This window comes from Kiloniella laminariae (assembly GCF_027214005.1).
Classification (GTDB): Bacteria; Pseudomonadota; Alphaproteobacteria; order Kiloniellales; family Kiloniellaceae; genus Kiloniella; species Kiloniella laminariae_A.
Map to the genome: position 1 here is coordinate 101,148 of NZ_JAPWGY010000004.1, position 22,944 is coordinate 124,091.

Sequence of the window (22,944 nt, forward strand, 5' to 3'; positions counted from 1 at the left end):
GCTCACAGACCTCCCTGGTCGATTTCAGAAGAAAGGGTTTTGAAAAGCACTTCAGCATCGGGCGGCGGCAGATTGCGCACCGCTTTACTGCTTGCTTCGGCCAGCAGACCGGCAATGCAGCGGAAACGCTCGTTCGCGCCATAGCAGCTATAATCAAACTGCCCAGTGGTGGCGTTGTAGGTAATGAGCATGGCCATGCTGGATTTTTTTACATGTGCGCCGTGGTGAGCGGCTTCTGAATAGGGAGGTAGTTTTATGTTGCTCATGATTGTTTCCCCTCGGTTTCAAAAATCCAGCAGCGGATCGATTTGTTCTGTTCAAGCCCTGAATTGACGACCTTGACGTCCTTGAACTTGCGCGACTGGCTCTGTTTCAGATGTTTTTTAAGGTCCTGAATAGGCGGGACGGTCTGCTGTTTGATATTGGCCCAGCGGACAAAGTCATTCAGGTTGATGGCGATTTCGGTTTTATCGTTCCGGGAATGATTGAGATCTGTTCCGTCCTGCTGCAGATATTCAACGACTTCCCAGAAATCGGCGACGATCGGGTGATCTGCGGCCAGTGCGGCCTGACGTTTGATCGCGGCATTGGTAAAACAGGAAATGACTGCATCATGTTGGTCATCGGTCAGGCCGATCAATGGTGCCAAGGCATCGACCAGGGCCATCATCTGGGAATGGTTTTTTGCGATCCTGTTCGATTTGATTTCGCTAATAGTCGATAGCTGCTGTTCATAGGCCGGGGCTTTCTCTTTCACGGTGGCCAGAATGCTTTTTTCTGCCAGGCAAGCCATACGAATAAAGTAATTCACATGCTTGACCTCTGTACTTTCAAGTTCCTTGGCAGCTCGATAACTGTCTTTGGTCTGGGTCTCGGTGGTGAAGTAAAAATGCACAATGCGGGACATGATCGCTTCTGATGCATTAACTGCGTTGTTCTGGGTTATAACGATCGATCCCCTGAAGGGTTGGTCGTCGGTATCATTCCCGGAGTTCTTGACTCCGCGTCCACGGTGCGATCGTCCGTTATAGGCGGTTTTCAGTTCATCCCAATCGAACTGCCGGACCTTGGATTTATCTTCGCGATCCGATTCAATCAGACTGACCGGAATGTTTGCTCCCTGGGAGAACTTACGGGCCCGGGCCGCGACGGTTTCCTTATTTGGGTCAAATCCTTCAAAGTCGTCGCGGCCCAGCAGTTTCCATAGAAACTCGATCAGTGTCGATTTACCTGCGCCAGCTGCCCCAACCACCTCCAGAAAGGGATAGGATTTTTGAATTGCGCGGATCTGTTCGGCAAAGAGACTGCCGAAAAAGAAGGTCAATGCGGCAAAACCTTCTGGTCCAAAGGCGTTCCAGAGATTGTCTTTCCACTCTGGTTTGTAATCTTCCCTGTTTCCGATCGTGATATGGACCGACTTGTTCATGGTCTTGATCGAATGCTTGCCGATTTCAAAAAAATCTTCGTCATTGATCGGGTACTCTTTGCCATCGGCTATCGCGACCTGGTCAAAGATATAGGCCCCGTATTCTTTGGCGTAGCCAAGGAAATCAACCGTCTCGACAGTTTTGATGTTGCTGAGATGTCGATTAATAATCCAGTCCAACTGGTTGCCTTTTCCGGTAAACAGGGCTCCAGCTGCGATTGATAGAAGGCGTTTTTTAAACTCTGCCGATGCCGCGACCTGCCCACCAGAAAAGGTGTCTTTGACGACAGTGTTTTTATGCGGGAACTGGACCTTCGCGTAGTACCAGCTTTCATCAGTAAAACGACTTTTGAGGAAGTAGAGGAATTCAAAGTGACAGTTGGCGATCTGGCTGATAGAGCCGGATTGCCGGGCGGCTTCTTCTTCATCCATCGTGTCCCTGGCCTTGTTGAACTTCTCCAGGTCCAGGGCAAACCAGTAATATTTCATCCCGAAATCAACGGCAAAATGGTTCACGCCCATTCTGGCCCAGATAATCATGGCCTTTTCGAAGGGGCTTTTGGCCATAAGCAGTTCGCCGTGATATTTAAATCCGGTTATCCGGCCCTTTTCATCAAGCCAACCCAACTGATAGGCATCATTCCAGTCGAGCTTTTCCTTACCTTTTGGAGGAATGATCGCGGCTTCACAGCAGTAGCCGGCTTCTGTGGCTTTTTTTGCATGGCGAAGGATGTATTTTTTTCCTGCCTTATCTCCATCCAGAGCCCAGACCAGCTTGACCGATAGAGGGACCAATTTGAGAAATTCCTCGGGATAATTGGTGCAGGCCAGTATAGCTGCTGCCCGGATGCCTTTCAGGTTTAGAGCAATGGCATCGATACAGCCTTCGACCAGCCACAGCTCGCCGATCTTATCGAGTTCGACCCCGGGTGGCATCCATGCCATTCCCCGGAATTTTCCGGAAAAATGCGCTTTTTGAGGTTTGACGACCCCGTCTTCAGGGTCTCGGATCTTGAGAACCTCGATAAAACGTTCCATCGAAATGCTGTTGGCGCGATCGATGTCGAACTTTACTGTGGCAGTTCCCTTGTATTTTCCGATCGCGTTCGGGTTCCAGTATTTTCCCTGTCGCCACCAGCCCCGTGTTTTCTCCAGAGGAAAGCCCCTGGAGAACTGCATATAGGCGTTGGCGGTTGCGTCGGGGTCTTTTTCCGTCGGTTGGTACCGCTCGTTAAAGTTTGCGAAGGCGTCAGGGTAAAGTTCCTTAACGTTCGATGACCAGCCACAGTTATTCTCGCGGCCACATTTTACGGTCCAGGGTTCCTTGGCATGGGCAAAGAATTCCTTCTTGCCGCATCCGGGGCAGACACCGCCCCGGAACCAGTCGCCGACTACCTTGAATTTATAGTCGCGGGCAAGACGTTTGATCACGTCCTGCCGCACGTCGTTGGGTATCGACATGGGATTTATCCCTGTTTGGATTTGTTATCGATTGTCTTTTTCGGGGTGCCGGGCTTGGGGTTGACCCTGAAGTCATCAATCTGGCGATTACATTCGCGCACTGATTTTGTGATGACCTTCTGGAAAATCCCCATGGAGAACGAGGCCGCGGACAATTTGTCCATATCGACCTTGCCGCTGTCGACCATGTCTGAGACAGAGGATTTAACCAGGTATAGTGCTTCGCCGCAGACGGCGATTTCCAGTATCTCGTTCTCGAGGCTGGTGAGCTGCTTTTCTTTTACCGTATAGGGGGATTCAGGGTGTGCTTTTTCATAGGGCATTTTACTGCCTCCTACTGATCGGGTTAACCCGATCACTGCCCACGCTAACAGGCTGGTGACCGGACGGACAAGGTTAGCGTACTCCCCAGTAGGAGGGAGCGGATCCGAAGATCCCCTCGTACGTCCGGCCATAAGAGGCAACAAAAAACACGCTCTCGTGGCGTGCGGACGCCTACTGGATATATTGATCAAATGAGACGCTAACCCCGTTTGAACAGTTCCGACATTACGCGTGTTTTTTGCTGCCGTCAAGAAATATAAGTGTGTATCATTATACATATTATCTATTGCGGGGTGAGAATAAGTATGTATAATAATGTGTATTGAAGCGGTGAGGGAGACATGACCACAAGCAAAGAAGTCAAAAGGGTACTTGAACAGAATGGCTGGACCCTCAGCCGGGTAAAAGGAAGTCACCATATTTTCAAACATCCCGGCAAAGGTATCGTCATTCTTCCCCATCCCAAAAGCAAACTTGGAACCGGATTGCTCAGGGATATGGAAAGAAAAACAGGTCTGAAGCTCCGCTAAGCGGGGCTTCAGCTCTCCCTCACTCAACAGATGGAACGAAAGAACATGATTGAACAGAAAAGACTGTATCCCGCGGTGATGCACAAGGATGTCGATAGCGATTACAACATCATCATTCCTGATCTGGATGGCTGCTACGCATCGGGCAGGACTATTGAAGAGGTCCTGATTAACGCCCATGAAGCTGCTGATCTTATGGTCGAAGAGCTGGTCAAGGCCAAAGCGGATGTTCCCAGGGCTTCGCAGGTTGAAGACCTCTCCAGGGACACTCTGCAAGGATCCTACATGGTCACGCTGGTTTCGGTTATTTTGCCCAGCCGTGCGAAACGGGTGCAGGTCACGATCGATGAAGCGGTGCTTGAAGCCATTGATGCGGTGTCGAGTAACCGCAGCAAGTTTCTTACCGACGCGGCGAGAGCGTTTTTGTCCCAGACGATCAGGTAACAGACATTCCTGATGGATTTGTTGTGCGAGCATTATTTCCCCCTGGTTTAAGTGTTGACTGGTGCTGCCGGATGGACCGGATGTTAATCGGAATAGTTCGGCAGTCTTATTTCCGGATCTGGGATCTTTGATCTGTGGATCGTCCGGATCGGGGTGAGCTGTGCGACAAAGATGTGACCGCATTCCCTGGTACTGCAGAAATAGGTGATTTCGCGAACCAGGTCTGTCTGCTGTTCGGTCTTTATTCCCAGACAGGCCCCCTTGCAGTGCGGGCACATCATTTTCGGGTAGTGCCCGAAATAATAACTTTTGAACTGTCTATCTGGCTGGGATGGTTCTTCCGGTGTTTTCCCGCCTGAACAGAAAAAATCTCTCTGCAGCTGCATGTTCAGCTTCCTACTCTGGCCAGTCCGGATTTTGCACGTCCCCGATTGTCGATCGGCGCGCCCCTGCTGTCATAGCGGCTGGGCCAGATGGCCTGTGGGGCGAGATTAAGGCGGGCAGCAATATGGTCCTGCATTCTGGCCCAAGGCGTCTTCAAAGCCTTGCTGGCAGACCCCGGACCCATCCCGCTTTCCCGATCAATATCCGACAGGTTGATGCCCCGGAGCATCAGTTCCGAGCGGATTTTATTGGCTGGCCAGTCAAAAATCATTGTCAATCCAATGTCGATTAAAATCGAGGTGTTGAATAATTAATATCGATTAAAATCGCTATTGCAAGGTAAATATCGATTAAAATCGACATTTACCACTCGACATGGCCTATAAAATGTTTCAAGGTATCGAAACTTTAATAAGCCACCCGCAGGGAACTATTGATGCTGGATCCTGAAAAATACCGGACAGAACTGGGCAAACGCATTCAGACAGTTGTCGAGCGCTTTCCCAGCAAATCTGCTGCTGCTCTTGCCGCAGGCGTCACGGTTGAACAGCTCAACAAGTGGTGCCGTGGGACGGTCAAGGTTCCGGTTGAAGGGCTTTCGGCTCTGGCGGATCTCGGAGGGGTCGGGTTGGGCTGGCTTTGTGGTGATGCGAAAAGATCATCAGACAATGTGATCTATGCCGATTTTGACAAACAGCCTGATAACCTGGACAGATCAGTTGTCCAGTCGGTCTTGAAGTCATTGATCATGATTATGCGAGAAGAAGATCTCGAGATGGTCAGTCCGGACCGTTTTGCAGAACTGGTCATTGCTTTGCACGATTATGTGGTGGAGCAAAATGGCGAAGGGACCATGGATGTTGATTCCATGGCCAATATCATCCGCCTGGCCGCGCGAGAAAGATAATGGTGATGAGGGACAGACTTGAAAAAGAGAATACACAGAGGATCAGGAGCGCCTGTAGGAAGACATTGTCGACCGGAATTTTCCTTTGTCCGGTTTCGTCTTTTGCAAAGGCCTCTTTGACCAGGCTGTGAAGGGTTCTTTTATTGTCCATTCTTACCACCAAAACATGAAAAACTGTTATAAAGAGCAAGCGAGATAATCTGTTTACTATGGTTTTCCATAGTGAGCAAGGCGAAATATAAAAGTAATGCAACTTGGGGTTATCATGTGGAGCGATCTAGAAAAGTTCACGTTAGAATGTAACCGGATCAATGATGTAGACGATTTGTGTCGGGCACTCGAGAGTTTTCTCGGTAAGCTGGGCTTCAATCTCTACGCCTTCGGTAATCTTTACGGTGATAAAAAATCCCTGATGGAAGACCACGGGCCAGCGATTGCCATGAACCTGCCAGAAAAATGGATCCAGCATTATTTCGAGCGGGAGTATTTCGACATTGATCCGGTCATTCTGGCGACGCCTTATGTGCAACGCTACCTGAAATGGGATAACCTCCGTCAGTATCAACCGGACTTTTTCGCTGAAGCGGAACATTATGGGCTGAAGAACGGGATAGCTATCCCCCTTCGTACCTTTGACGGTTGTTATGTTCTTTCGATCATGTCTTCAGAAGTCTTTGATATTGGGGAAAGTCTGATCAATGTTCTGGAAATTGCCGCAGGTCATTTTTTCCGCTGCTATCTGTCTGTTCGGAAAATCCGCCATGTACCAGTGAATTTTTCCGACAAACAGATCCAGGCAATTCAATTGTCCATGCTGGGCAAACGTAATGCGGAGATCGGGACCATTATTGGGAGATCCACCTCTGGTGTAGAGTGGATGCTTAAAGATGCCCGGCAGCAGCTGGGCTGTAAAAACCTCCCGGAACTGATTTCCCGTTCAGTACAAAAGGGCATCGTGACCATCGGCTAGGCCAGACAGTATCGTGAAAAGCAACCCTTCCTGAATTTTTTCTACCCCAAGTTAGCTATATTCTCCGTTAGTCATCTGATTAACGGAGTTTTTTTTATGATTTCTCACATCCTGAACTGGCAGAATATTCACCTCAACGGCGATCTGTGGCTCCAGCATCACCGCATCCGCTACCAGTCTTTCGTTGGGCGGCAGAACTGGGATGTCCCGCACCATGACGGTCTGGAGTGGGACCAGTACGACAACCCACGCGCCAGCTATATTCTGATCTCACAACAAGGGCGATGCCTTGCCTGTTGTCGTCTGATTTCCTCTGTGCATCCCTATATGATCGAAGAGGTTTTTCCTGATTTCCTGCCCTACGCTCCGCCCAAAAAACCAAAGGTGTGGGAGGCCAGTCGTATTGCCGTTGATAACAGCCTGGCAGCAGACATCCGAAACCGTGCCCTGTGCCAACTGATCATCGCGATTCAACAGTTTGGGCTCGAAAACGGTATTGAAAAATATCTTGGCCTTATGCCAGTGGCCATATTTAACCGGGTGCTGGTTAGAAATGGGGTTTGCCTGAAAATCCACCAGGGAAAAGCGGGGTTGATTGATGGGAAGAAAACCGCGACCGCTGATATTCTGGTTGACCCGCGGACGGTCGATTACCTTCAATCGCACTTGGTTGCATAATTCAAAGTATTGCAATTATAAATTCAAAAGCTACCATGATCGCCGCTGAGTTTTTAAGGGGGAAGTTGAGATGTTTATTAAAATTCTGGGCTGGCTGGTTGCAATCTGGTGCTGGTTCGTTGCTGTTGCCTTGTTGACAAACGGGATACCTGTTTCGGCATTTGTTCTTTTCCTGCTTAGCATCATTCCGCTACCGCCAGTCTATGCCAGGATAAAATCCCGACTGCTGACCAAAGCCGATGATGATAAAATACCGGGCAAGGTCATGGGGCCGGGTCTGTTGTCGGTTCTGGTGTTTGTTCTCTCCTTTGTTGTCCTGATTCTTTCGATTGATACCTCTGGAAAATCGCAGCAGGCAGATCTTGCGCGATCGATCGAAGGCAAAGCCGCCAGTTACCAGGTGCTGGAGCTTTCAGATAGCAGCATTGCGACCATGAAAAGATACCGGGCCTATATTGTGGCCACATCCCCGGTCGGATCCGCTGAAGAATACGCCGCAACGGTCATCCATGCGGCGAAGGATCTGCAACAGCAAACCGGGAGTGACCAGGTATCGGTATTTCTGGAGCTGGACGAAGTATCCAAAGGATACGGCTGGGTTGTTGCCCGGGCGAACTACACCCCAAAAGGCCCATCCTATTCCGGTACCGACAAAACTGCGGTCTGGGAGGTTGCAGCCTATCCCAAGGAAATCACTGCCGAGGAACGCAGCCTGATTCTTGACTGGTTTGGGGCCAGAAACCAGTTTCTTGATGCCGATGGGGTGTTGAATGAAGAGGCGTTGAAGGCTTTCCTTGGAGAAAAAAGAGGCATCGCGCCAGAGGATTTCTCTTTGCCCTATATTCACGCGGAAGATTTTCCATACAAGAATGATTAAAGAGACACAATCCCCCCCCTCAATCCCCCGTATAACCCAGGCCATCAAAAGCCCCTTCGGTCGTCGGCTCCAGATCCCCGAAATTCTGATAAATATTCAGCATCGCACCCCTGCCCCTGACCGTAACCAACCCGGCCTCGTGACCGTCTGCGATATAATCAGCCAGCATCTTGTATGCCTGGTGAATAGCATAATCAGGAACGGAATGATGCGGGAACGACTGACACAACACAGCCCGGCCAGCCGGATTATGCAGGATGACTTTTATCGGATACTTATCTGGGGTTTTGGGCAATGATCGAGCGAATGACATAAGAACAAAATAAGAACATAATAAGGTTGTGGCAAGTGTGATTTTTTCACTGTTCGCTATTGACAAATGAGACATAAAGTCTCATATTTAATTTATCAACACGAGGCTACGGCCTCACCTTACCAAGGGAGAATGGTAAAATGGATAAAGTCATTTATGAAGGCCCAACCGGGTCAGGTAAAACATTTCAAGCCCTGAAAAAAGCAAAATCAAAAGGCTCATTTGCCTATTTGGCCCCTTGCCGCCAGTTGGTTTATGAAACCTTTATGCGCTATGCCCAACCGGGGGATACGCTTTCAACCGGAGAGTTAAAAATCAAGGGACGAAAGTCTGGTAATTTTTTTGGCGTTTTCGAGAGCCAACCCCCGAAAGTTGATTCAATCATTATTGATGAATGTCATTTTCTGACCGATCCAGACAGAGGCCCTGGCCTTTATCAGAAAATCAATGAAAACCCGGAAATCAATATTTTTTTATGCACCGGGACACGGACATTCCGCAAAACGGAGTTACCCGGTTTCAGTATAGAGAAAATCAAGCCAATACGGACATTTCAGAAAAAAGAAATCTCATTTGGTGAGTTTTTGAAGAGAAAAGATCAGGGCGTTCCGTCGATCATATTTCACAAATACTCCGATAACTGCGGACAATACGGAGGGTATCCCGTTACGGCAGATACACCCATTGATCAGAGGCTTGAGGCCCAGATCGCTTTCAGTCGCGGGGAAATTCCGCTGATTGAATGCACAAATGTTTTGGCCCAGGGGCTAAACTTCCCGGCCCAAAATATTCTTATTATCGCAAACCAGTGGGACACAACTGAGATACTTGCTCAAAAAATAGGCCGTCTGGGGCGACCTGGGTTCAATAATGAGAGCGATAGTTTGACTTATTGTATTGAGGTCTATGCTGGTAAAGTTAAAAAAACAAAAAAACTGCAAAAAGAAAAATTTGAAGAAGATATCTCTTGGAAAATTGAACCGTTGATCGAAAACGGCCACAAAGAGGCCTATGATTATTTGTGCAATAATTTGCCGCACGAGGTTCCTGAATTTTATGTCGGGGACAGCGGATTATTCGGAGTGGATTGGGATAAGTACTCATTTGACACCCTGCTTACCCTCGAGAAAAATGGGATACTTCCTCCGCTTGATGAGGCGGATGCCCATTATTTTGAACAATATAAAGAGCGAACTCTTAATGCGAGAAAACGCGCAAAAAGAATTATCATGAGGGAGTTTCTTTCTAATGACAGACGTAGAAAAACTGCGTAAGGAAACAGCCAAATTTCTTGGATTGCCTCGACTTTCGCAGTCGCAATTCGGCGCAATAATCGGCTTGAAGCCCGACAACGCCCGAACGACCATAATGCGGTGGGAAAAGGGTAAATTCGAGCCAAGCGGCCCAAGCATCCTTGTGTTTGTGATATTGAAAATGGCGATCGAGGGGAAACTGGACAGCGACACGCTGCGGCAAAACCTTCTCGACCGATTAAATAACCCTTGCAAAAATGACAGCAAGGATTAAGTTTTTATTGTCTCCATCCCTACATTAAAGGGAACCCCTCTGTAGGTGTTCGGCACAGCAGAGGTTAAGCATTAGGCCGCGACCTGATGTGGGGACAATAGCCCCGGTTGGTTCGCCCGCCGGGGCTTTTACTTTGTCTCGAACCAGGGACCATATTCGGTCTGGGGCGAATATGGCTCAGACCCGTTCTTCCAAATCAATCGCCGTACTCAATCCGCTGCTGTCGATCCGGTGGGTGATGTCGCCGCTGATCCACTTGATCGCGTTAATTTCAGCCCGCCAGCCGGAGAGGGTCACGGGCAGGTTGGGGATCAGTTCGGGCAAGCCGGGGTTGCGGGAAAAGCGCATGGTCCGTTTGGCCCGCCCGATTTCATTCCATTTTGACTTTGCCGCCGCTGCGGCTTCCGCCTGTGTCGGAAAGGTCTTTTTCAGGGTTTTGATTGATCCCTCTTCCCCGGCCAGTTCCTCCCGGCTCTGCCCGCTGTTCAGGTCGTGCCAGCGGGCTTTGACCCCGGTGAATTCGCTTTCGCGATCAGCGTCCATGAATGAATGCCGGCCCGATCCTTCGCGGGTCAGGGAGATGCCAGGCAGGGTGATCCCGCCGACCGTGGTTTTATGGCCAACGGGAATAAACAGCAGCTTGTCATCCTTGATCGTGGCCAGCGCATCGTATTGTCCCGCCAGCCGGGTGATCAGGTTGGCCCAGCTTTCCCCGGTCTGGTCAATATGATCGATCACGGTGTTTTTAAGCTTGTCCTCGATCGCCAGTTCCAGATTGTTGGCCCCGGCAATCGCGCCCAAAATCTGGCCCAGGCTCTGGCCATCAAACGACAGATCGCGTTCCTGTTTCAGTCCGGCAGTAAAGTTGGCCGACCGGGCGCGGATCGTGATGACATCCGGAGGCCCGGTTTCGCTGATTTCATCTGCCGTGTAGCTGCCCTTGTACACCAGACCGCTCTGTTGAAATCCGATCCAACAGCGCAGCTTGACACCTTTGCGCGGCAGGGCGAATTTTCCTGTCGGGTCGGTAAAGCTGATGTCCAGTTGATCGGCTTCGAGATTGCGTTTGTCGGTCAGGGTCAGGTTGACCAGGTTGTCTTTGATCTTGCCGGTGATGTCGTGTTGATCTGCGGTAATGCGGTAAAGCGGTTTCACAGACTGTCCTCCAGCTCACCGAGGAGGTCGGGATCCTCTTCGCCGTAGCGTTCCAGGCTGATCGTGAACTCGATCTTTCGGGGTTGGCCATCACTGGTGAAATGGGTTCGGGTTTCGTCGATCCCTTCAATAATCCACATGCCGAGAACATCGCCACGACCGGAAGTCAGGATCCAGGCTTTGCCTTCCGCCATCATCCGCCGCAAGGTATCGAGATTGCGCGGGCTGCCCGCGATGGCCGGGGCGATGATGCCGTCAATGCGCAGGGTATCTTCGCCGGGCCCGATGTGCTGGGTGGCCGGGCGGACACCAAAACGCTCGGATTTACTCCAGTTTTCCTTGCTGCTGCGACTGGTTTTCTGCAAAGGCGCCTGATTCTGACTGAAAACAAACAGGCCGAGGGACATCAGCATAAAAATCGCTCCTTTAATCGTGAAGCTTGGACCTGTGGCGGGCGGCTTCTTCCTCGTTCATCCGCTCCATCTCCTGACGGACGGCGGTGGCAATGGCCTGGTTATCGGCCCCGGCGGGCGCGTGGATCGCGATTTCATACTTCTGATTGTTCTGGACCTGCGACGGCCCTGCAATCGCCGGGGTGGCCACGGCTGTGGTGGCAATGGTGGCCGCAGCGATTTTGGTCGACAGCGGCTTGCCTCCTCCGGCTTCTTCTTCGTCATCGCCGAAAAGGCCGTCAAAAGCCCCGCCGATAGAGCTGCCGATCTTGCTGACCAGCTCGAAGGGGGCCATCAGGCTTTCGGTAAAGGCTGAAATCAGCGGAGAAATCTTGTCGATGATCGCCTTGATCCATTCCCATCCCCTGGTGAACGCAGCCATTGCCTTGTCCCACAGCGGGCCAAAGAACCTGCCGAGCGGTTCCCAGTAGGCATAAATAAGGCTGGCGGCGGTGGCGATGCCAAAGATCACCGCCCCGACAGGATTGGCGATCATCGCTGCAGACAGGATCCGAAACCCGGTGGCAATCAGGGGAAAGACCGTGGTCGCGATCGATGTCAGAATGCCGCCGAAGGAAAAGATCTTCAGCCCCAGTGCTGCGGCGGCAAATTTCATCATCACAAAAGGCCCCAAGATCCCCGCGACAGCCAGAGCCAGGCCACCCAGCACCGTAATGCCGATGGCGGCTGCCGCGAAGACCTTGAAGAGCGTCCCGGCCAGAACCGGGTTGTCCTTGATCCACTGGTTTGTCGTGCGCAAAAGCCCGGTGCCGAGCTGGATCAACTCGCGCAGGGGACTGGTGTTGGTTTCTGTCAGGGAAATATTGACCGCTTCCCAGGCCGATGAAAAGGCCAGCAGATCCCCGGCGGAATTGTCGCCCATCTGGCTGGCAATGCGTTCGGCCTCGCCCCCAGACGACTTCAGCACATCGGTGAATTTGGTAATGGCTTCCGATCCGCCCTTGTCGACCAGTTCGGCAAAGGCCGACCCGGCTTCTTCCCCGGCGATATGCTTGAAAAACCCCAGCCGCACGGCATTGCCCATGCCTTCGGTTTTTTTCGCGACCTGTCCCATGATATCAACCAGCGGCAGCATGTTGCCCTGGGCATCGGTGATGGAAAGGCCGAGCTGGTCAATGGCGTCCTGGGCCATCTTTGGCGGTGCGGCAAGGCGGGACTGGATTGCCCGCAGCGCCGTTCCAGCCTGCTGCCCCTGGATCCCGACATTACCCAGCAGTCCGGCCATGGCCGAGGCTTCCTCGATCGAAACCCCGATGGTCCTGGCAATCGGGGCAACGTACTTCATGGTATCGCCCAACATGCCCAGATCGACGTTGGAACGGGTAAAGGTCGCCGCCAGCACGTCCGACACCCGTCCCATCTCTCCCGCTTCCAGCCCGAAACCGGACAGGATGTTGCTGGCGATATCGGCGGTCTGGCCCAGATCCATCGACCCGGCCTTGGCCAGATTGAGCAACCCGGGCATGGTTTTCAGAATGTCACTGGTCTCAAAGCCTGCCATGGCAAGGAAGCCCATGCCTTCGGCGGCTTGCGATGCAGAAAAGTGGGTGGTCTCCCCCAGTTTTTTCGCGGTGTCGGTGAGCAGCTTGAAATCTTCAGAGGTTTTATCAACCCGGGCAAGCGCCCCGACCCGGGACATCTGCTCTTCAAAATTGATACCGGGCTGGAGAATGCTGCCAGCCGCCCCCAGCATGGTCCGCCCGGTGGCAACACCCGCCGCCCCGGCGATGCCGATGTTGGCTTTCTGGGCCATGGATTTATCCATTTGCCAGCGGGCCTTTGCCAGACGGTTAGCCTTGTTGCGGGCTTTGTCGAGGCTGGCAGAATAGCCATCCAGTTCCTGCCGCGTCTTGCCGATGCGCAGGCCGAGCTTGCGTTGCTCGGTGGCGACATCGGTGATCGATATGCCCTGTTTGCGCAGTTTCTGACTGACCCCGGCGACCTTCTGCTGTAACCCGGCCTGCTGATCCTTGAGCTTTGACACCTGGTTGCGGGCCGCTTCAAAGCTGCTGGCCATGCGCTTGGTGACCTTGTCGGCCCCCGTCATCTCCCGCCCCAGCTGCTGGGCGCGCTCCTGTGCCTGCTGCAGGGCTGTGGCATTACGCCCCGCCTGGTCTTTCAGGCGATTAAAGGCAACCAGATCCCGGCTGGATCCCTCCAGCTCCTTTAGCCTGTCGGCGGTTTTGCCGATCGAGGCCTGCAAGCCGCCGGACGCCCCGGTCATCTTTTTGAACGGGCCGCTGATCTTGTCGGCGGATTTAAGGATCAGTTTGAGCGTGAGATCTTTCATTTTTTCCCGTAAGCCTTTGCCTTGGCGTCGAGGTGATCGACGGCAGCTTGATACCAGTAGGTCAGATCCTCGATCGGCATCCGGTCCATTTCAGAGGGTGGCCAGCCCTTGAATGCGATGTTGATGACCACCCAGGCAGCGCTGAAATCTTCCGGTACCGGACGGGTTAATCGACGAAAAAACCCTGGACACCATGGAAAAGTCTGGTGGTATCGCGGGCCGACAGCGTTTCAAGCTGTGCTGCGGTGATATTCTCGATCGCAATCCGCGGCAACAGTTTCAGCAGATGCTCGACCTCCATCTGCGCGATGCCGCTGATCGAAACCCCACGCAGATCGCCTGCGCAGGGCGCACGAAAGGAAATCTCGGTCAGCTTCTTGTCGCCCCAGGCGATCGGGTCTTTCAGCTCAATTTTGGTAATTGATTTATCAGGCATAATGGCTCTCTTGGGTTGGTGGTTGGTGGTTGGTGGTTGGTGGTTGGTGGTTGGTGGTTGGTTTGGTTTGATGGTTGAAAGTTTCCCCCCGGAAATCTTCTTGATCCCGGGCCTAGATCCCCAGGGACTAGATCCCCAGGGCCTGGCGTTCTTCGGCCAACAGGTCGACGCCATTAACCCGGAAGATCATGTTGATCTGGTCGATATCGATGATTTCGTATCCGTTGACCTCGTATTTGAAGGCAGTCAGGGGAATCATGACCTTGAGGCTGTTGGCTTCGCCAGTTTTGGCCGATCCGAAATCCAGTTCCTTCAGGCGTCCGCGAACCGAAATCTCAATCGCGTCGGTGGCGACATCGCCGGCCTCACTGCGAGCCGCGCCGCGAAACCGCAGCGGAACAGCATCGGCAGCAAAGGCCCCATAATGTTTCAGCAGTTCCTTGTTCCAGCCTTTGAAGGTGACTTCCATCTCAAGCTTGTCCTGCCCCAGATCCAGCTCGACCGGGCCATGCATGCCGCCAGCGCGATAGTCTTCGGTAATGCGGGTCAGCTTTGGGGGAGTGATTTCCTCCGCCTCTCCGACATAGGACGTACCGTTAATGAAGATATTAAAATTCTTGAGGGTGGAGGGGATCATCGTCTCTCTCGCTTATCAATCGTTGAACGGGTGCTTCAGGCGTTGTGATCTGGGCTCAGGCGGCAATCGCCTGGGCGAAATCGACCAGATGGCGATCGGTAATCCGCTGCTGGAAGTTCAGGTTTTCGAGCGGCGGAACCGGGGTGTAGGCATAATCGACGTAAGCTTTCCCTGAAAACAGCAGCTCTTTCGGATTGTATTTAGGATCAAACCAGGCTTCCCCGCCGATCAGATAGCCGAGGGTCGAGAGATTGCGCAGTTTGGCATCGACCCCGTTCACAATATCCTTGAACAGCGTCACACTCATGGGTTTGTCGACGGCCCAGAAGTGGGCATCGGCGATGGTGTCAGCCAGAACCTGGGCGGTGCGGGTGTAGCTTTCAAAGGCAAAGAGCGGATCGGCGGTACAGGTGCGCGATCCCCAGAAGCGGAAACCCTTGTGATTGATAAGGGTGGTGACCTCGTTTGCGTTCAGCACCCCGGCGTCCGTCTGCGGCGACTGCAAATCAAAGTAGATATCTTTTGACAAGCCGGTGACGCCATTGACCGGCACGTTGGACAAAGTCTTGTGCCAGCCGATTTCATTGTCGATCTTGGCCCGCAGACCAAGCGCCCGCGCGGTGGCCCATGCGTTGCGGGTGGTGCTGGTGGTGGTGTCCCAGCTGATAAAATCAGGCCAGATGATCATGACTTCACGCTGGCCAAACTTGTCCCGATAAACCACGGCATCATCCCGTGTTTCAGCCCCATGAGCTGCAGCATAGACAAAGGAGCGGGTCTGTTGCGCGATCCCGGCTAGTTCGGCGGTGACAAATTCGTCATCCAGCCCGGGGGCGCCGAGAATACGCGGTTGCACTCCCGTCTGGGCCTTTGCCGCTGTGAGGGCCTGCAACCCGGTTTTCATGCCATCGACCGACCCGCCGATGACATTGGTCCGGGTGGCGGCTTCGTCAGCGCCTTCCTCGACCCGGACAACCACGATCAGCGGGTTGCACTGGTCTTTGATCGCATCAAGCACATAGGGCAGGGTGCCGTTGGTGCCGGCCTTGTCGATGCCGGAATAGACATCAGTCAGAAGAACCGGACGGTTGAGTGGAAAGGTCTCTACATCGGCGGTCGGTCCGGTACAGACCACGCCGATCACAGCGGTTTCAATGGTGCGGATCGGGCGAACGCCTTCGTTGATTTCGATAACGCGGACGCCGTGGTGGTAATCAGCTGGCATGGGATGCCTCCTGTGTTTTCAGATAAAAAGAGGGCAGGGGAGAAAGGGCAGAGGATCGGATCATTCACCTGCCCCGGGGTTAGCCGGCAGTTCCGGCCAGCCTGTGGTGATATCAATGGCCATAACAGCAGCCAGATCAGCTGCAGCTGCAATTTCCTGTTCAAGCGCCGCATAGCGCTGCCAACAGGAAATCCCTTGCAGCCCCTTGGTATAGGCCATGTCGTTGATCTGATCGGGCGTCAAAGGTGGGGTCCAGCCGTTGTCCCAGGTGCGCCAGGGTTGTTTTGCCTCTTCAGCAGCAATGCCACGGGCAATCATCTCGTTCAGCAGATCCCGCGACCGTTCCATCTGGGCAACCGAAGAAGACGTCCCCTGCAGGCGATAGGTCACGCCCTCCAGGCTCCATTCAAAATCACCGTCATCGGCAATGGCATCGCGGCGACTTTTGACCTTGGCCATGACCTTGGCTTGGGCTTCTGCCAGCGAGATCGGGGCTGTGTTGTAAACTTGCGTCGCGGTGATATCGCTTAATTCAGAGCCGTTATTTTCAACAACAAGCTCTATGCCGGAATCAACAACGTTATCCCATTCCTGATCTGGTTCGGGGACGTCAATGACGGGAACAAGATTAAACAGATCGAAGAGATGGTCATCATCCAGATGTTTAACCCCGATGGATCTGTCGGGAAAATCGGGGTGCGGCAGTGTAGCTGGAAGAATAAAAGGATCCCCTGCCTGGGCACCATCAATGACTTTAATGTAGGTTTTCAATTTTATCTCCATCAGAATCCCCATTCGATCAGACAGCATCCGTCCGTGCCGGGCGCCTGGGCCGGGTCACTTATTTCCTTGGGATGGCCGGTTCCTCCTGCGCCATAGGGGACACTATCCAGGACTTGACCCTCTCCTCCGGTGCCGCCGTCGGCATGAATGAACGAAAGCCCGACGACATTCCGATGATCGCCGGCTTCGCCAGCCGCCCCGTTCAGGTTGATATCGCCACCCGCGGCAATCCCGCCAGCTCCGGCAATCCCGCCGACGCCTGTACTTTGGTATTGAGCCCAGCCACCACCGCCACCTTTGCCAGAATCAGCGGTCAGCAGATTTCCAAAAGAGCTGTCGATCCCGTCGTTCCCGTCAATGTTCTTCCCCCAGATCAAATGCACATAATTGATGGATGCACCGCCGGCTCCCACGACCACGGGAATGATCTGGCCTGGAAAAACCGGGAGGACTTTTTTGACGAAAGCTCCGCCACCGCCGCCACCACCGCCGCCGCCGGAGCTAGAAATATTGTAATTTGTTGAAGCATTTCCCGTTGTATAGGAACCGTGTGCACCTGCGCCGCCGCCGCCGCCGATAAGCGTGACGCGAACGCTGTAGACACCTTGGGGAACAACCCAGTCGGTCTGACCTGGTGTTGTCAGGAAAAGATCACCCGGCGGTGGTGAAAAGGCCGACAGGCTCACAGGCTGGGGTGCCATCAGGGTCATTGTGCTATGGCCTTGATGCTAAGGGTCAAACCCTGTCCCCTGATTACCGATCCGACCTGTGTGACAAGGGGTTCGATAAGGTCTCCTGCAACACAGGCAAGCTGTGCGGGATCCAGAACCCCGCCGCTCAAGAGGTTGGTACCGACTGGAATTGTCGGTTTTGTTGTAAAAATCGAAGTGCCGTTTTTGGTAATATCTATTTCCACTGGATCCCCGGTCGGTGCGGTGGCCACAACAGCGATCACATTCTGAATCAGGGTGTTTCGGGCAAGTCGCAAAGCGCCGATCCTCTGGACAGACAGATCAACATTGCTGCCGTTGTTGGCAATCCCGGCTAGAAAGGCCATGTCGACCACCGGAATTTTGATCGCGGCATCTACATAACTTTTTGTGGCCAGGGGCAGGATCAGATCATCTACATATTTTTTGCTGGCCATAATGATGGCAGGATCAATCAGCAGGGTGATGCTGTTGATATTGTTGACAGCAAGAATGGCCCTGATCAGCTGATCCGTCGGCGCCCCTTGGGCAAGAGAGGTTTTTGTTGTCGGCGGATATTTACCAACCGCAAAGAGATCGCCGTCACTGTCGAATATTCCGAATTCGCGGATAACAAACCCGCCCACATTCTGGGGAATATTCGTTTCGATGATGATTCTGGTATTGTTGTCCGGGTCCGTCCGTATCGCCCCGATCCCCCCGCGCCAGACTTCGGTTTTTAGAGCTGTCTGGGTATCGACGGGCTCGTACAAAGTATCGTTCTGGCCACTGCCGACAGCCATTTCAGTCAGGGATATATTGCCGCCTGTTGCTATCGCAGTGGCGTGTTTAGCGGCACCAAGTCTGGTCAGGATGACATAGTAATTTTCAACAGCCATGGGGTCTATGCCTTTGGATGAATGGTTGTTATCGCGGCGCTATAGCTTGCCTGCGCTATAAAGGGGACAGTCCCCAAGGTGATGAGATCCCCGGGAGCCGGGGGAAATATGGTGATGTCCTGACCGCCAAACGGCACCAGACCCAGATAGGGCACATTTCCTTCACTGGTGAGAAAAATCTGAAGCCGATCAAGCCGGGATCGGGTGTTTTTTGTGCCAAGAGCCACGGCTTCTATGGTCTGAAGATCACGGGCAGTCAGGCCGTGGGTCGTAACATTGACATCAATCCTAAAATGATAGGGTTGACCGCCATAATTGAACCATTCCGAGATCGATGCACCGACCTCCAGGGCGTCCAGTGCATCCTGAACCGCGCCGGGCGTTCCCTTGTGGCGATGGACCTTGATAGCTGTGGCCACAACCTTACGCTTGATGGCGAGCGACCAGCTGGCATCCCAGCTGTCAACCGACCAGGCCCAGGCGAGGAAGGGCAGAATTTCGGCGGGGCAACGCAGCGGATCCCAGAGATCGGCAATCGGCACCGGAATGTCGTTGATCCGGATGGTCGCGGCTTCGACCGCCCGTTCGGTCGCGGTTGCGTTGGGGGGAAGCAGGCTGGTCATGAATCCCCCACGACAGTGAGGTTCAAGGCCGTGCAGAAAGGAGCTTCTTCCTGTGTGGTGGTGATATCTGTCCAGCCGTCCAGCTCGACCTTGCGCACCCCGGCAATCTGGAGGGCGGCATCGATGCCGGAGCTGGTCACGATTTCTCCCAGGGCATGGCGGTCACCGGCATAGAGCCAGAAACGTCTGGTCGCTTCCGCCTGGACCAGATCCAGATCCGGGCCATCGTAAAGGTGCAGGGTTGCCGTGACCTGATATTCAACAATTTGGGCCGACTGAACCGTCAGCTGGTCGGTCAGGGGGCGGACATACTTGCCGGACAAATGTTGGGTGACGGCGTTCAGAGTGGCGGTATCAGCAGTGCCGTTTCCATCTCGGGACAGCACCGAAACCAGTACCTGGCCGGGTGCGGGGTCATAGGCCGAGGCGTGTTTGACTTTGGCAGAAAAACCTTCTGTCGGAAATTCATAGGTCAGAACCACCTTGCCCGGTTCGGGGCTGACAATGCTGACCGTGGTCGGGGTTTCTCCGGCAGACAGGGCATTGAAAATATAACTGCCTTCGGATCCGGCGGTGGTGAATGCTTCTGGTGCCAGTTGGGTACGGCGCCGCAGATCTTCATCGCCTTCATAAACCGGGGGAACCGGGGGAAATGCCTGGTCATCGCCGGGGGTGAGGATCTGGCGGGTGACGTTGTAGCTTGCGGCGAGATGCTCGAGGTCTGCCTGTCGGGCGAAGGCCAGCAGCAGGGAGCGGGCCGCGTCATTCACCCTTTGGCGCAGGGTCAGTTCGCCATAGGCAAAGACCTCGAGCAACTTGGTCAGGGGTTCGCTTTCCAGCTCAAGCACCGCGGCTGATGCCGGTGACCGGGCGATCAGCTCGGCCTTGCGCAACCCGAGAATATCTTCATAGGCAATGGTCTCGATCACATCAGGGAAGGGCAAATCAGAAAGATTGATCCCGTTGAAAGTCTTCATGCGAGGCCACCTGCTGTGCCCACAGAACCGCCCACAGAACCACCGAGTACGAAGACATCGGAGAACTTGATCCCTTCGGTGGTTTCCCCCTCTACCAGAATCTGACCCCGGCCATTAAAAGCAATACTGCTCTGGATGCGGGTCAGGCGCAGGCGGGGCTCCCAGCGGGCGATGGCGTCTGCGGAGGCGGCGATAATCCGCTGGGCGTTAAAGGGATTACCGGGCGCGTCGATAAAATCAAATACCGCGGCACCATAATTGCGGCGCATCACCCGGGTGCCGCGCGGGGTGGAGAGGATATCGGCAATGGACTGGTTCAGATGTTCCAGACCGGACAATTTTTTGCCACTCGTGTTGTTCATCCCGATCATAGCCCGGCATCCTCTTCATCGGGGGTCAGGACTTCCGGTGGCTGGTATCCGTAATCGGGCTTGGCCGTGACCACAGATCCATTGATCCAGCTTTCGCTTTCAAAATTAGGGCCGGACAAGTGGGTCAGGCGGGTGGCTTTGCCGTGGTGGTCGAGGTGGAAATAGCCTTCTTCCCCTGTGCGCAGGACAATGTTTTTTGCTTCAAGTACCAACGTGCCTTCGCTGTCCAGGGCGTTGATGCGGGTCAGTTTGGTTGCCCGGTCGTGTTCGATCACCATGCCGTCACCAAACACCCGTCGCGTGGTATCAACCGAACTGGCCGGGGCCGGGGCGGCTTGACGGAACAGGGTCCCGGCGATCACGCCATTGGCCGGATCGCCAGAGGGACAAAGCACCAGAACCTGTTCACCGATTTCCGGAGCGTCCCATGACCGGTCATGGGCAGCGCGATCTGTTGACCAGGGTAACCAGGCGGTGGCGCGACCCTTGATCGAAACCTTGACCCGGGCAGAGGGGTAGTCCGCCGCGACAACAGTGCCGTAGCAGATCAGGTTTTCAATCAGGCGCAGGATTTCGGTCAGGTTTGGGCTCATAAAGCCATGATGATTTCGCCTGCGGGGGAAGTCATCTTCAGCGCGGTTGGATTGCGCCAAAGCAACCCGGAGAAATCCGGGCTGATGGTCTATTTGAATGCCTGGGAGATTGTGCTCAGGATCCGGTCACGCACCGCGTCGCGATCATCAGGCGAAAACCCGAGCAGCTGGCGGACGGGATAGCGGACTTTTGTTGTTCCATCCTGATCGACCAGATCCATACCGCCGAAGTGATGAACCATTGCAATCCGGGCCGTCCGCCCGGCAAAGCCAATATCAGCACTGTCAGGACTGGCTGTAAATTTAAGCCGTCGGGCGCTGCGCAACCCCAGCATCATCTTCTTTTTTTTACGGATCTGTCCAGTCCTGCTTTTCCCTGCAGCCGGGCGGACTGTCTTCCGGGGTTCCCAGCTGCTGCCATCGGGATCCTGCTGGGCGGTGATGCGTTTCTGGTTCCGGCTGCGCAGATCCCGGGCAATATCCCGGAACAGACTGCGCCGGCGGGCGGGGGACAGGGTTTCGATAACCTGTTCCATCCAGCTGTCAAATTTCTCAAGGCCCTGGATCAGATCGTCAGACATGTCAAAGCAGCACTGCGGCAGGTACGACCGCCAAAGGTGCAGGGCCTGAGTCTGCACTATGAGTGATTGTTATTTTGGGATCCGAAACAGTTCCTAGCGTTTCAGTCATTTTAAACCTGAGATACTGGGATCCTACGGCTGGGGTGCTGGAAGCATGCCCGTCAAAATGACAAACAATCGAGGTGTGCCCCTGGCCGTTAATAGCATCTTTAAATTCTGAAGTTTCGGAAAAATTCATATAGTCCGAAGAATAGTCTGCTTCGGTTATACTTGCCACCAGGGGTAAAGAGGTCAAATCACTCGGTTTCTGATAGGTATCCCCCCCTTCAGATCCATCCCACGTTATCGCCCGGACTTCGAAAGTGGTGGCTACTGTTGTATTGTTGGAATAACCAGCGAGGCCAAGAACAACATCAGATATTTGATCAGAACCGATCACGGATGTGTCAAAACGAAAGAAGGATTGCATGTAGTAGTAGGTTGCCCCAGCTTGATAAGCACCACAATAACCAAAAGCAATATTTGCTTTTGTTGATAAAGTACCCCCTCCAACCATGATGTAGGATGAAGGTACTCCGTTGCGATAAATAAATTTGTCACTGGGGTCGGCATAAATCACCGTTACTGTCATGACAAATCCTGAATAGTTGATAGCAGTATTGAAGTTAATGCTCCGAGGGGATCTTTTTTAGTAATGAAAACCGGGACTGTATTTTCTTGGCCTGTGATTTCGTCAACTTCAGTAACTGTTTGCCCAGTCGGTTCCGATATATATACGGGCGGGTTAATCAGCCGGGCATGGTCATGAAATATAACTAAGTCATTCTTTTCTACAGTAACATCCGCCTCAAAGCAGTTACTTGAAGCTAAAGGATTATGAATGGTGACTTTGTAAATGCCCAGGTGAAGTTGTAGCCCATCAGGCACAACAGCAAGGATTTCCTCTGAATTGGTCATGTTGCAATCCCCAGGGCAACTGCGTGTCCGATGACGACTGCGCCACCGTCGATCGTGGTAAAAACCAGTTCATTTAAACCGACAGCAAGTGTTGGTGCAGAGCCCAGAGCCCAGCCGGAAACAAAGGTGAAATCAACTGTATTGGCACTAGACAAGTTCAGGTAAAGGGTCAGTTTCCCGGCTTTTCCGCTATCTGGCCAATTCATTACAGTCAGATTGGTGATATTGCCACCGACTGTGATTTTCTGGATCTGGCCTTCCTGGTATAGCCCACCAGCGCGATAATCAATGACAACAGCCCCCGATTTTGTGCCTGTATCAACAACAGTTTTGCTTTCAAATGCATTTCGCAGAGAGGTAAATTCCTGCCCGATCCGGTTGGCCAATAGAGAAAGTTTTTGCTCCAGGGACATG

The 22,944-nt window shown here is 53.2% G+C and carries 32 protein-coding genes; 8 read left to right on the forward strand and 24 right to left on the reverse strand.

The window, feature by feature from the left end; all coding sequences use genetic code 11:
* Positions 1-2: 2 nt before the first annotated feature.
* The 3 genes from O4H49_RS12860 to O4H49_RS12870 are packed head-to-tail and all read right to left on the reverse strand — an operon-like array spanning position 3 to position 3,210.
* A complete protein-coding gene (locus O4H49_RS12860) occupies positions 3-266 on the reverse strand; it encodes a hypothetical protein (RefSeq protein ID WP_269423840.1) in 264 nt (87 codons plus the stop codon).
* Positions 263-2,887 (reverse strand): toprim domain-containing protein, encoded by a 2,625-nt coding sequence (locus tag O4H49_RS12865; protein ID WP_269423841.1) that lies wholly within the window; start codon positions 2,885-2,887, stop codon positions 263-265. The genes O4H49_RS12860 and O4H49_RS12865 overlap by 4 nt, the downstream gene beginning before the upstream one ends.
* A gap of 5 nt (positions 2,888-2,892) precedes the next feature.
* A complete protein-coding gene (locus O4H49_RS12870) occupies positions 2,893-3,210 on the reverse strand; it encodes a hypothetical protein (protein WP_269423842.1) in 318 nt (105 codons plus the stop codon).
* Between the two features lie 342 nt (positions 3,211-3,552).
* Between O4H49_RS12870 and O4H49_RS12875 the strand changes: the two genes are divergently transcribed.
* On the forward strand, positions 3,553-3,741 hold the full coding sequence (locus tag O4H49_RS12875) for a type II toxin-antitoxin system HicA family toxin (RefSeq protein WP_269423843.1): 189 nt from the start codon (positions 3,553-3,555) through the stop codon (positions 3,739-3,741).
* A 45-nt stretch (positions 3,742-3,786) separates the two neighbouring features.
* Positions 3,787-4,185 (forward strand): type II toxin-antitoxin system HicB family antitoxin, encoded by a 399-nt coding sequence (locus O4H49_RS12880; protein WP_269423844.1) that lies wholly within the window; start codon positions 3,787-3,789, stop codon positions 4,183-4,185.
* An 83-nt stretch (positions 4,186-4,268) separates the two neighbouring features.
* Here the strand turns inward: O4H49_RS12880 and O4H49_RS20640 are convergent, their stop codons facing one another.
* The gene (locus O4H49_RS20640; protein WP_419715227.1) at positions 4,269-4,571 is read right to left on the reverse strand and encodes an ogr/Delta-like zinc finger family protein; all 303 of its coding nucleotides are present in this window, start codon (positions 4,569-4,571) and stop codon (positions 4,269-4,271) included.
* Positions 4,572-4,573: 2 nt separating this feature from the next.
* The gene (locus tag O4H49_RS12885) at positions 4,574-4,840 is read right to left on the reverse strand and encodes a helix-turn-helix domain-containing protein (RefSeq protein ID WP_269423845.1); all 267 of its coding nucleotides are present in this window, start codon (positions 4,838-4,840) and stop codon (positions 4,574-4,576) included.
* Positions 4,841-5,005: 165 nt separating this feature from the next.
* On the opposite strand from O4H49_RS12885, the gene O4H49_RS12890 reads away from it, so the two are divergent.
* The 4 genes from O4H49_RS12890 (at position 5,006) to O4H49_RS12905 (ending at position 8,001) form a co-directional block, all read left to right on the forward strand.
* Positions 5,006-5,476, forward strand: a complete 471-nt coding sequence (locus tag O4H49_RS12890; RefSeq protein ID WP_269423846.1) for a helix-turn-helix domain-containing protein — start codon at positions 5,006-5,008, stop codon at positions 5,474-5,476.
* 265 nt (positions 5,477-5,741) lie between these two features.
* On the forward strand, positions 5,742-6,446 hold the full coding sequence (locus tag O4H49_RS12895) for a helix-turn-helix transcriptional regulator (RefSeq protein WP_269423847.1): 705 nt from the start codon (positions 5,742-5,744) through the stop codon (positions 6,444-6,446).
* 96 nt (positions 6,447-6,542) lie between these two features.
* Positions 6,543-7,124: an acyl-homoserine-lactone synthase gene (locus tag O4H49_RS12900; RefSeq protein ID WP_269423848.1), complete on the forward strand. Its 582-nt coding sequence runs from the start codon at positions 6,543-6,545 to the stop codon at positions 7,122-7,124.
* 70 nt (positions 7,125-7,194) lie between these two features.
* Positions 7,195-8,001: a DUF4875 domain-containing protein gene (locus tag O4H49_RS12905; protein ID WP_269423849.1), complete on the forward strand. Its 807-nt coding sequence runs from the start codon at positions 7,195-7,197 to the stop codon at positions 7,999-8,001.
* A 19-nt stretch (positions 8,002-8,020) separates the two neighbouring features.
* On the opposite strand, the gene O4H49_RS12910 is transcribed toward O4H49_RS12905, so the two are convergent.
* On the reverse strand, positions 8,021-8,170 hold the full coding sequence (locus tag O4H49_RS12910) for a hypothetical protein (RefSeq protein ID WP_269423850.1): 150 nt from the start codon (positions 8,168-8,170) through the stop codon (positions 8,021-8,023).
* 284 nt (positions 8,171-8,454) lie between these two features.
* Between O4H49_RS12910 and O4H49_RS12915 the strand changes: the two genes are divergently transcribed.
* Both O4H49_RS12915 and O4H49_RS12920 read left to right on the forward strand, forming a co-directional pair.
* Complete coding sequence (locus O4H49_RS12915) at positions 8,455-9,588, forward strand: helicase-related protein (protein ID WP_269423851.1); 1,134 nt, start codon at positions 8,455-8,457, stop codon at positions 9,586-9,588.
* Entirely contained in the window at positions 9,563-9,841 is a 279-nt protein-coding gene (locus O4H49_RS12920; protein WP_269423852.1) for a hypothetical protein, read from the forward strand. Before O4H49_RS12915 ends, O4H49_RS12920 begins: the two co-directional genes overlap by 26 nt.
* Before the next feature lie 177 nt (positions 9,842-10,018).
* On the opposite strand, the gene O4H49_RS12925 is transcribed toward O4H49_RS12920, so the two are convergent.
* The 18 genes from O4H49_RS12925 to O4H49_RS13010 form a co-directional block, all read right to left on the reverse strand.
* A complete protein-coding gene (locus O4H49_RS12925) occupies positions 10,019-10,996 on the reverse strand; it encodes a contractile injection system protein, VgrG/Pvc8 family (protein ID WP_269423853.1) in 978 nt (325 codons plus the stop codon).
* Positions 10,993-11,409: a phage tail protein gene (locus tag O4H49_RS12930; RefSeq protein WP_269423854.1), complete on the reverse strand. Its 417-nt coding sequence runs from the start codon at positions 11,407-11,409 to the stop codon at positions 10,993-10,995. Before O4H49_RS12930 ends, O4H49_RS12925 begins: the two co-directional genes overlap by 4 nt.
* Positions 11,410-11,422: 13 nt before the next feature.
* Entirely contained in the window at positions 11,423-13,759 is a 2,337-nt protein-coding gene (locus O4H49_RS12935; protein ID WP_269423855.1) for a phage tail tape measure protein, read from the reverse strand.
* The gene (locus tag O4H49_RS12940) at positions 13,756-13,890 is read right to left on the reverse strand and encodes a GpE family phage tail protein (RefSeq protein ID WP_269423856.1); all 135 of its coding nucleotides are present in this window, start codon (positions 13,888-13,890) and stop codon (positions 13,756-13,758) included. Before O4H49_RS12940 ends, O4H49_RS12935 begins: the two co-directional genes overlap by 4 nt.
* A gap of 35 nt (positions 13,891-13,925) precedes the next feature.
* Positions 13,926-14,195, reverse strand: coding sequence for a phage tail assembly protein (locus O4H49_RS12945; protein ID WP_269423857.1), 270 nt, complete (start codon positions 14,193-14,195; stop codon positions 13,926-13,928).
* 127 nt (positions 14,196-14,322) lie between these two features.
* Complete coding sequence (locus O4H49_RS12950) at positions 14,323-14,832, reverse strand: phage major tail tube protein (RefSeq protein ID WP_269423858.1); 510 nt, start codon at positions 14,830-14,832, stop codon at positions 14,323-14,325.
* Positions 14,833-14,887: 55 nt separating this feature from the next.
* Positions 14,888-16,057 carry a phage tail sheath protein gene (locus tag O4H49_RS12955; protein WP_269423859.1) on the reverse strand — a complete coding sequence of 390 codons (1,170 nt, stop codon included), beginning with the start codon at positions 16,055-16,057 and terminating at the stop codon, positions 14,888-14,890.
* 60 nt (positions 16,058-16,117) lie between these two features.
* On the reverse strand, positions 16,118-16,828 hold the full coding sequence (locus O4H49_RS12960; RefSeq protein ID WP_269423860.1) for a DUF4376 domain-containing protein: 711 nt from the start codon (positions 16,826-16,828) through the stop codon (positions 16,118-16,120).
* Positions 16,829-16,839: 11 nt separating this feature from the next.
* A complete protein-coding gene (locus O4H49_RS12965; protein WP_269423861.1) occupies positions 16,840-17,550 on the reverse strand; it encodes a glycine-rich domain-containing protein in 711 nt (236 codons plus the stop codon).
* Complete coding sequence (locus O4H49_RS12970) at positions 17,547-18,428, reverse strand: phage tail protein (RefSeq protein WP_269423862.1); 882 nt, start codon at positions 18,426-18,428, stop codon at positions 17,547-17,549. The genes O4H49_RS12965 and O4H49_RS12970 overlap by 4 nt, the downstream gene beginning before the upstream one ends.
* Positions 18,429-18,433: 5 nt before the next feature.
* Entirely contained in the window at positions 18,434-19,051 is a 618-nt protein-coding gene (locus O4H49_RS12975; protein ID WP_269423863.1) for a phage tail protein I, read from the reverse strand.
* Positions 19,048-20,028: a baseplate assembly protein gene (locus tag O4H49_RS12980; RefSeq protein ID WP_269423864.1), complete on the reverse strand. Its 981-nt coding sequence runs from the start codon at positions 20,026-20,028 to the stop codon at positions 19,048-19,050. The genes O4H49_RS12975 and O4H49_RS12980 overlap by 4 nt, the downstream gene beginning before the upstream one ends.
* Positions 20,025-20,390, reverse strand: a complete 366-nt coding sequence (locus O4H49_RS12985; protein WP_269423865.1) for a GPW/gp25 family protein — start codon at positions 20,388-20,390, stop codon at positions 20,025-20,027. Before O4H49_RS12985 ends, O4H49_RS12980 begins: the two co-directional genes overlap by 4 nt.
* A 5-nt stretch (positions 20,391-20,395) precedes the next feature.
* A complete protein-coding gene (locus O4H49_RS12990) occupies positions 20,396-21,052 on the reverse strand; it encodes a phage baseplate assembly protein V (protein WP_269423866.1) in 657 nt (218 codons plus the stop codon).
* 29 nt (positions 21,053-21,081) lie between these two features.
* A complete protein-coding gene (locus O4H49_RS12995) occupies positions 21,082-21,573 on the reverse strand; it encodes a phage virion morphogenesis protein (RefSeq protein WP_269423867.1) in 492 nt (163 codons plus the stop codon).
* A gap of 1 nt (position 21,574) precedes the next feature.
* Positions 21,575-22,204: a hypothetical protein gene (locus tag O4H49_RS13000; protein WP_269423868.1), complete on the reverse strand. Its 630-nt coding sequence runs from the start codon at positions 22,202-22,204 to the stop codon at positions 21,575-21,577.
* Complete coding sequence (locus O4H49_RS13005) at positions 22,201-22,530, reverse strand: hypothetical protein (protein ID WP_269423869.1); 330 nt, start codon at positions 22,528-22,530, stop codon at positions 22,201-22,203. The genes O4H49_RS13000 and O4H49_RS13005 overlap by 4 nt, the downstream gene beginning before the upstream one ends.
* Complete coding sequence (locus O4H49_RS13010; protein WP_269423870.1) at positions 22,527-22,943, reverse strand: hypothetical protein; 417 nt, start codon at positions 22,941-22,943, stop codon at positions 22,527-22,529. The genes O4H49_RS13005 and O4H49_RS13010 overlap by 4 nt, the downstream gene beginning before the upstream one ends.
* Position 22,944: the final 1 nt, after the last annotated feature.

Coding starts and splice junctions, on each gene's coding strand:
- O4H49_RS12860 (WP_269423840.1), bottom strand. CDS start 266: ATGAGCAACATAAAACTACCTCCCTATTCAGAAGCCGCTCACCACGGC.
- O4H49_RS12865 (WP_269423841.1), bottom strand. CDS start 2,887: ATGTCGATACCCAACGACGTGCGGCAGGACGTGATCAAACGTCTTGCC.
- O4H49_RS12870 (WP_269423842.1), bottom strand. CDS start 3,210: ATGCCCTATGAAAAAGCACACCCTGAATCCCCCTATACGGTAAAAGAA.
- O4H49_RS12875 (WP_269423843.1), top strand. CDS start 3,553: ATGACCACAAGCAAAGAAGTCAAAAGGGTACTTGAACAGAATGGCTGG.
- O4H49_RS12880 (WP_269423844.1), top strand. CDS start 3,787: ATGATTGAACAGAAAAGACTGTATCCCGCGGTGATGCACAAGGATGTC.
- O4H49_RS20640 (WP_419715227.1), bottom strand. CDS start 4,571: ATGCAGCTGCAGAGAGATTTTTTCTGTTCAGGCGGGAAAACACCGGAA.
- O4H49_RS12885 (WP_269423845.1), bottom strand. CDS start 4,840: ATGATTTTTGACTGGCCAGCCAATAAAATCCGCTCGGAACTGATGCTC.
- O4H49_RS12890 (WP_269423846.1), top strand. CDS start 5,006: ATGCTGGATCCTGAAAAATACCGGACAGAACTGGGCAAACGCATTCAG.
- O4H49_RS12895 (WP_269423847.1), top strand. CDS start 5,742: ATGTGGAGCGATCTAGAAAAGTTCACGTTAGAATGTAACCGGATCAAT.
- O4H49_RS12900 (WP_269423848.1), top strand. CDS start 6,543: ATGATTTCTCACATCCTGAACTGGCAGAATATTCACCTCAACGGCGAT.
- O4H49_RS12905 (WP_269423849.1), top strand. CDS start 7,195: ATGTTTATTAAAATTCTGGGCTGGCTGGTTGCAATCTGGTGCTGGTTC.
- O4H49_RS12910 (WP_269423850.1), bottom strand. CDS start 8,170: ATGCTGGCTGATTATATCGCAGACGGTCACGAGGCCGGGTTGGTTACG.
- O4H49_RS12915 (WP_269423851.1), top strand. CDS start 8,455: ATGGATAAAGTCATTTATGAAGGCCCAACCGGGTCAGGTAAAACATTT.
- O4H49_RS12920 (WP_269423852.1), top strand. CDS start 9,563: ATGACAGACGTAGAAAAACTGCGTAAGGAAACAGCCAAATTTCTTGGA.
- O4H49_RS12930 (WP_269423854.1), bottom strand. CDS start 11,409: ATGCTGATGTCCCTCGGCCTGTTTGTTTTCAGTCAGAATCAGGCGCCT.
- O4H49_RS12935 (WP_269423855.1), bottom strand. CDS start 13,759: ATGAAAGATCTCACGCTCAAACTGATCCTTAAATCCGCCGACAAGATC.
- O4H49_RS12945 (WP_269423857.1), bottom strand. CDS start 14,195: ATGCCTGATAAATCAATTACCAAAATTGAGCTGAAAGACCCGATCGCC.
- O4H49_RS12950 (WP_269423858.1), bottom strand. CDS start 14,832: ATGATCCCCTCCACCCTCAAGAATTTTAATATCTTCATTAACGGTACG.
- O4H49_RS12955 (WP_269423859.1), bottom strand. CDS start 16,057: ATGCCAGCTGATTACCACCACGGCGTCCGCGTTATCGAAATCAACGAA.
- O4H49_RS12965 (WP_269423861.1), bottom strand. CDS start 17,550: ATGACCCTGATGGCACCCCAGCCTGTGAGCCTGTCGGCCTTTTCACCA.
- O4H49_RS12970 (WP_269423862.1), bottom strand. CDS start 18,428: ATGGCTGTTGAAAATTACTATGTCATCCTGACCAGACTTGGTGCCGCT.
- O4H49_RS12975 (WP_269423863.1), bottom strand. CDS start 19,051: ATGACCAGCCTGCTTCCCCCCAACGCAACCGCGACCGAACGGGCGGTC.
- O4H49_RS12980 (WP_269423864.1), bottom strand. CDS start 20,028: ATGAAGACTTTCAACGGGATCAATCTTTCTGATTTGCCCTTCCCTGAT.
- O4H49_RS12985 (WP_269423865.1), bottom strand. CDS start 20,390: ATGAACAACACGAGTGGCAAAAAATTGTCCGGTCTGGAACATCTGAAC.
- O4H49_RS12995 (WP_269423867.1), bottom strand. CDS start 21,573: ATGTCTGACGATCTGATCCAGGGCCTTGAGAAATTTGACAGCTGGATG.
- O4H49_RS13000 (WP_269423868.1), bottom strand. CDS start 22,204: ATGACAGTAACGGTGATTTATGCCGACCCCAGTGACAAATTTATTTAT.
- O4H49_RS13005 (WP_269423869.1), bottom strand. CDS start 22,530: ATGACCAATTCAGAGGAAATCCTTGCTGTTGTGCCTGATGGGCTACAA.
- O4H49_RS13010 (WP_269423870.1), bottom strand. CDS start 22,943: ATGTCCCTGGAGCAAAAACTTTCTCTATTGGCCAACCGGATCGGGCAG.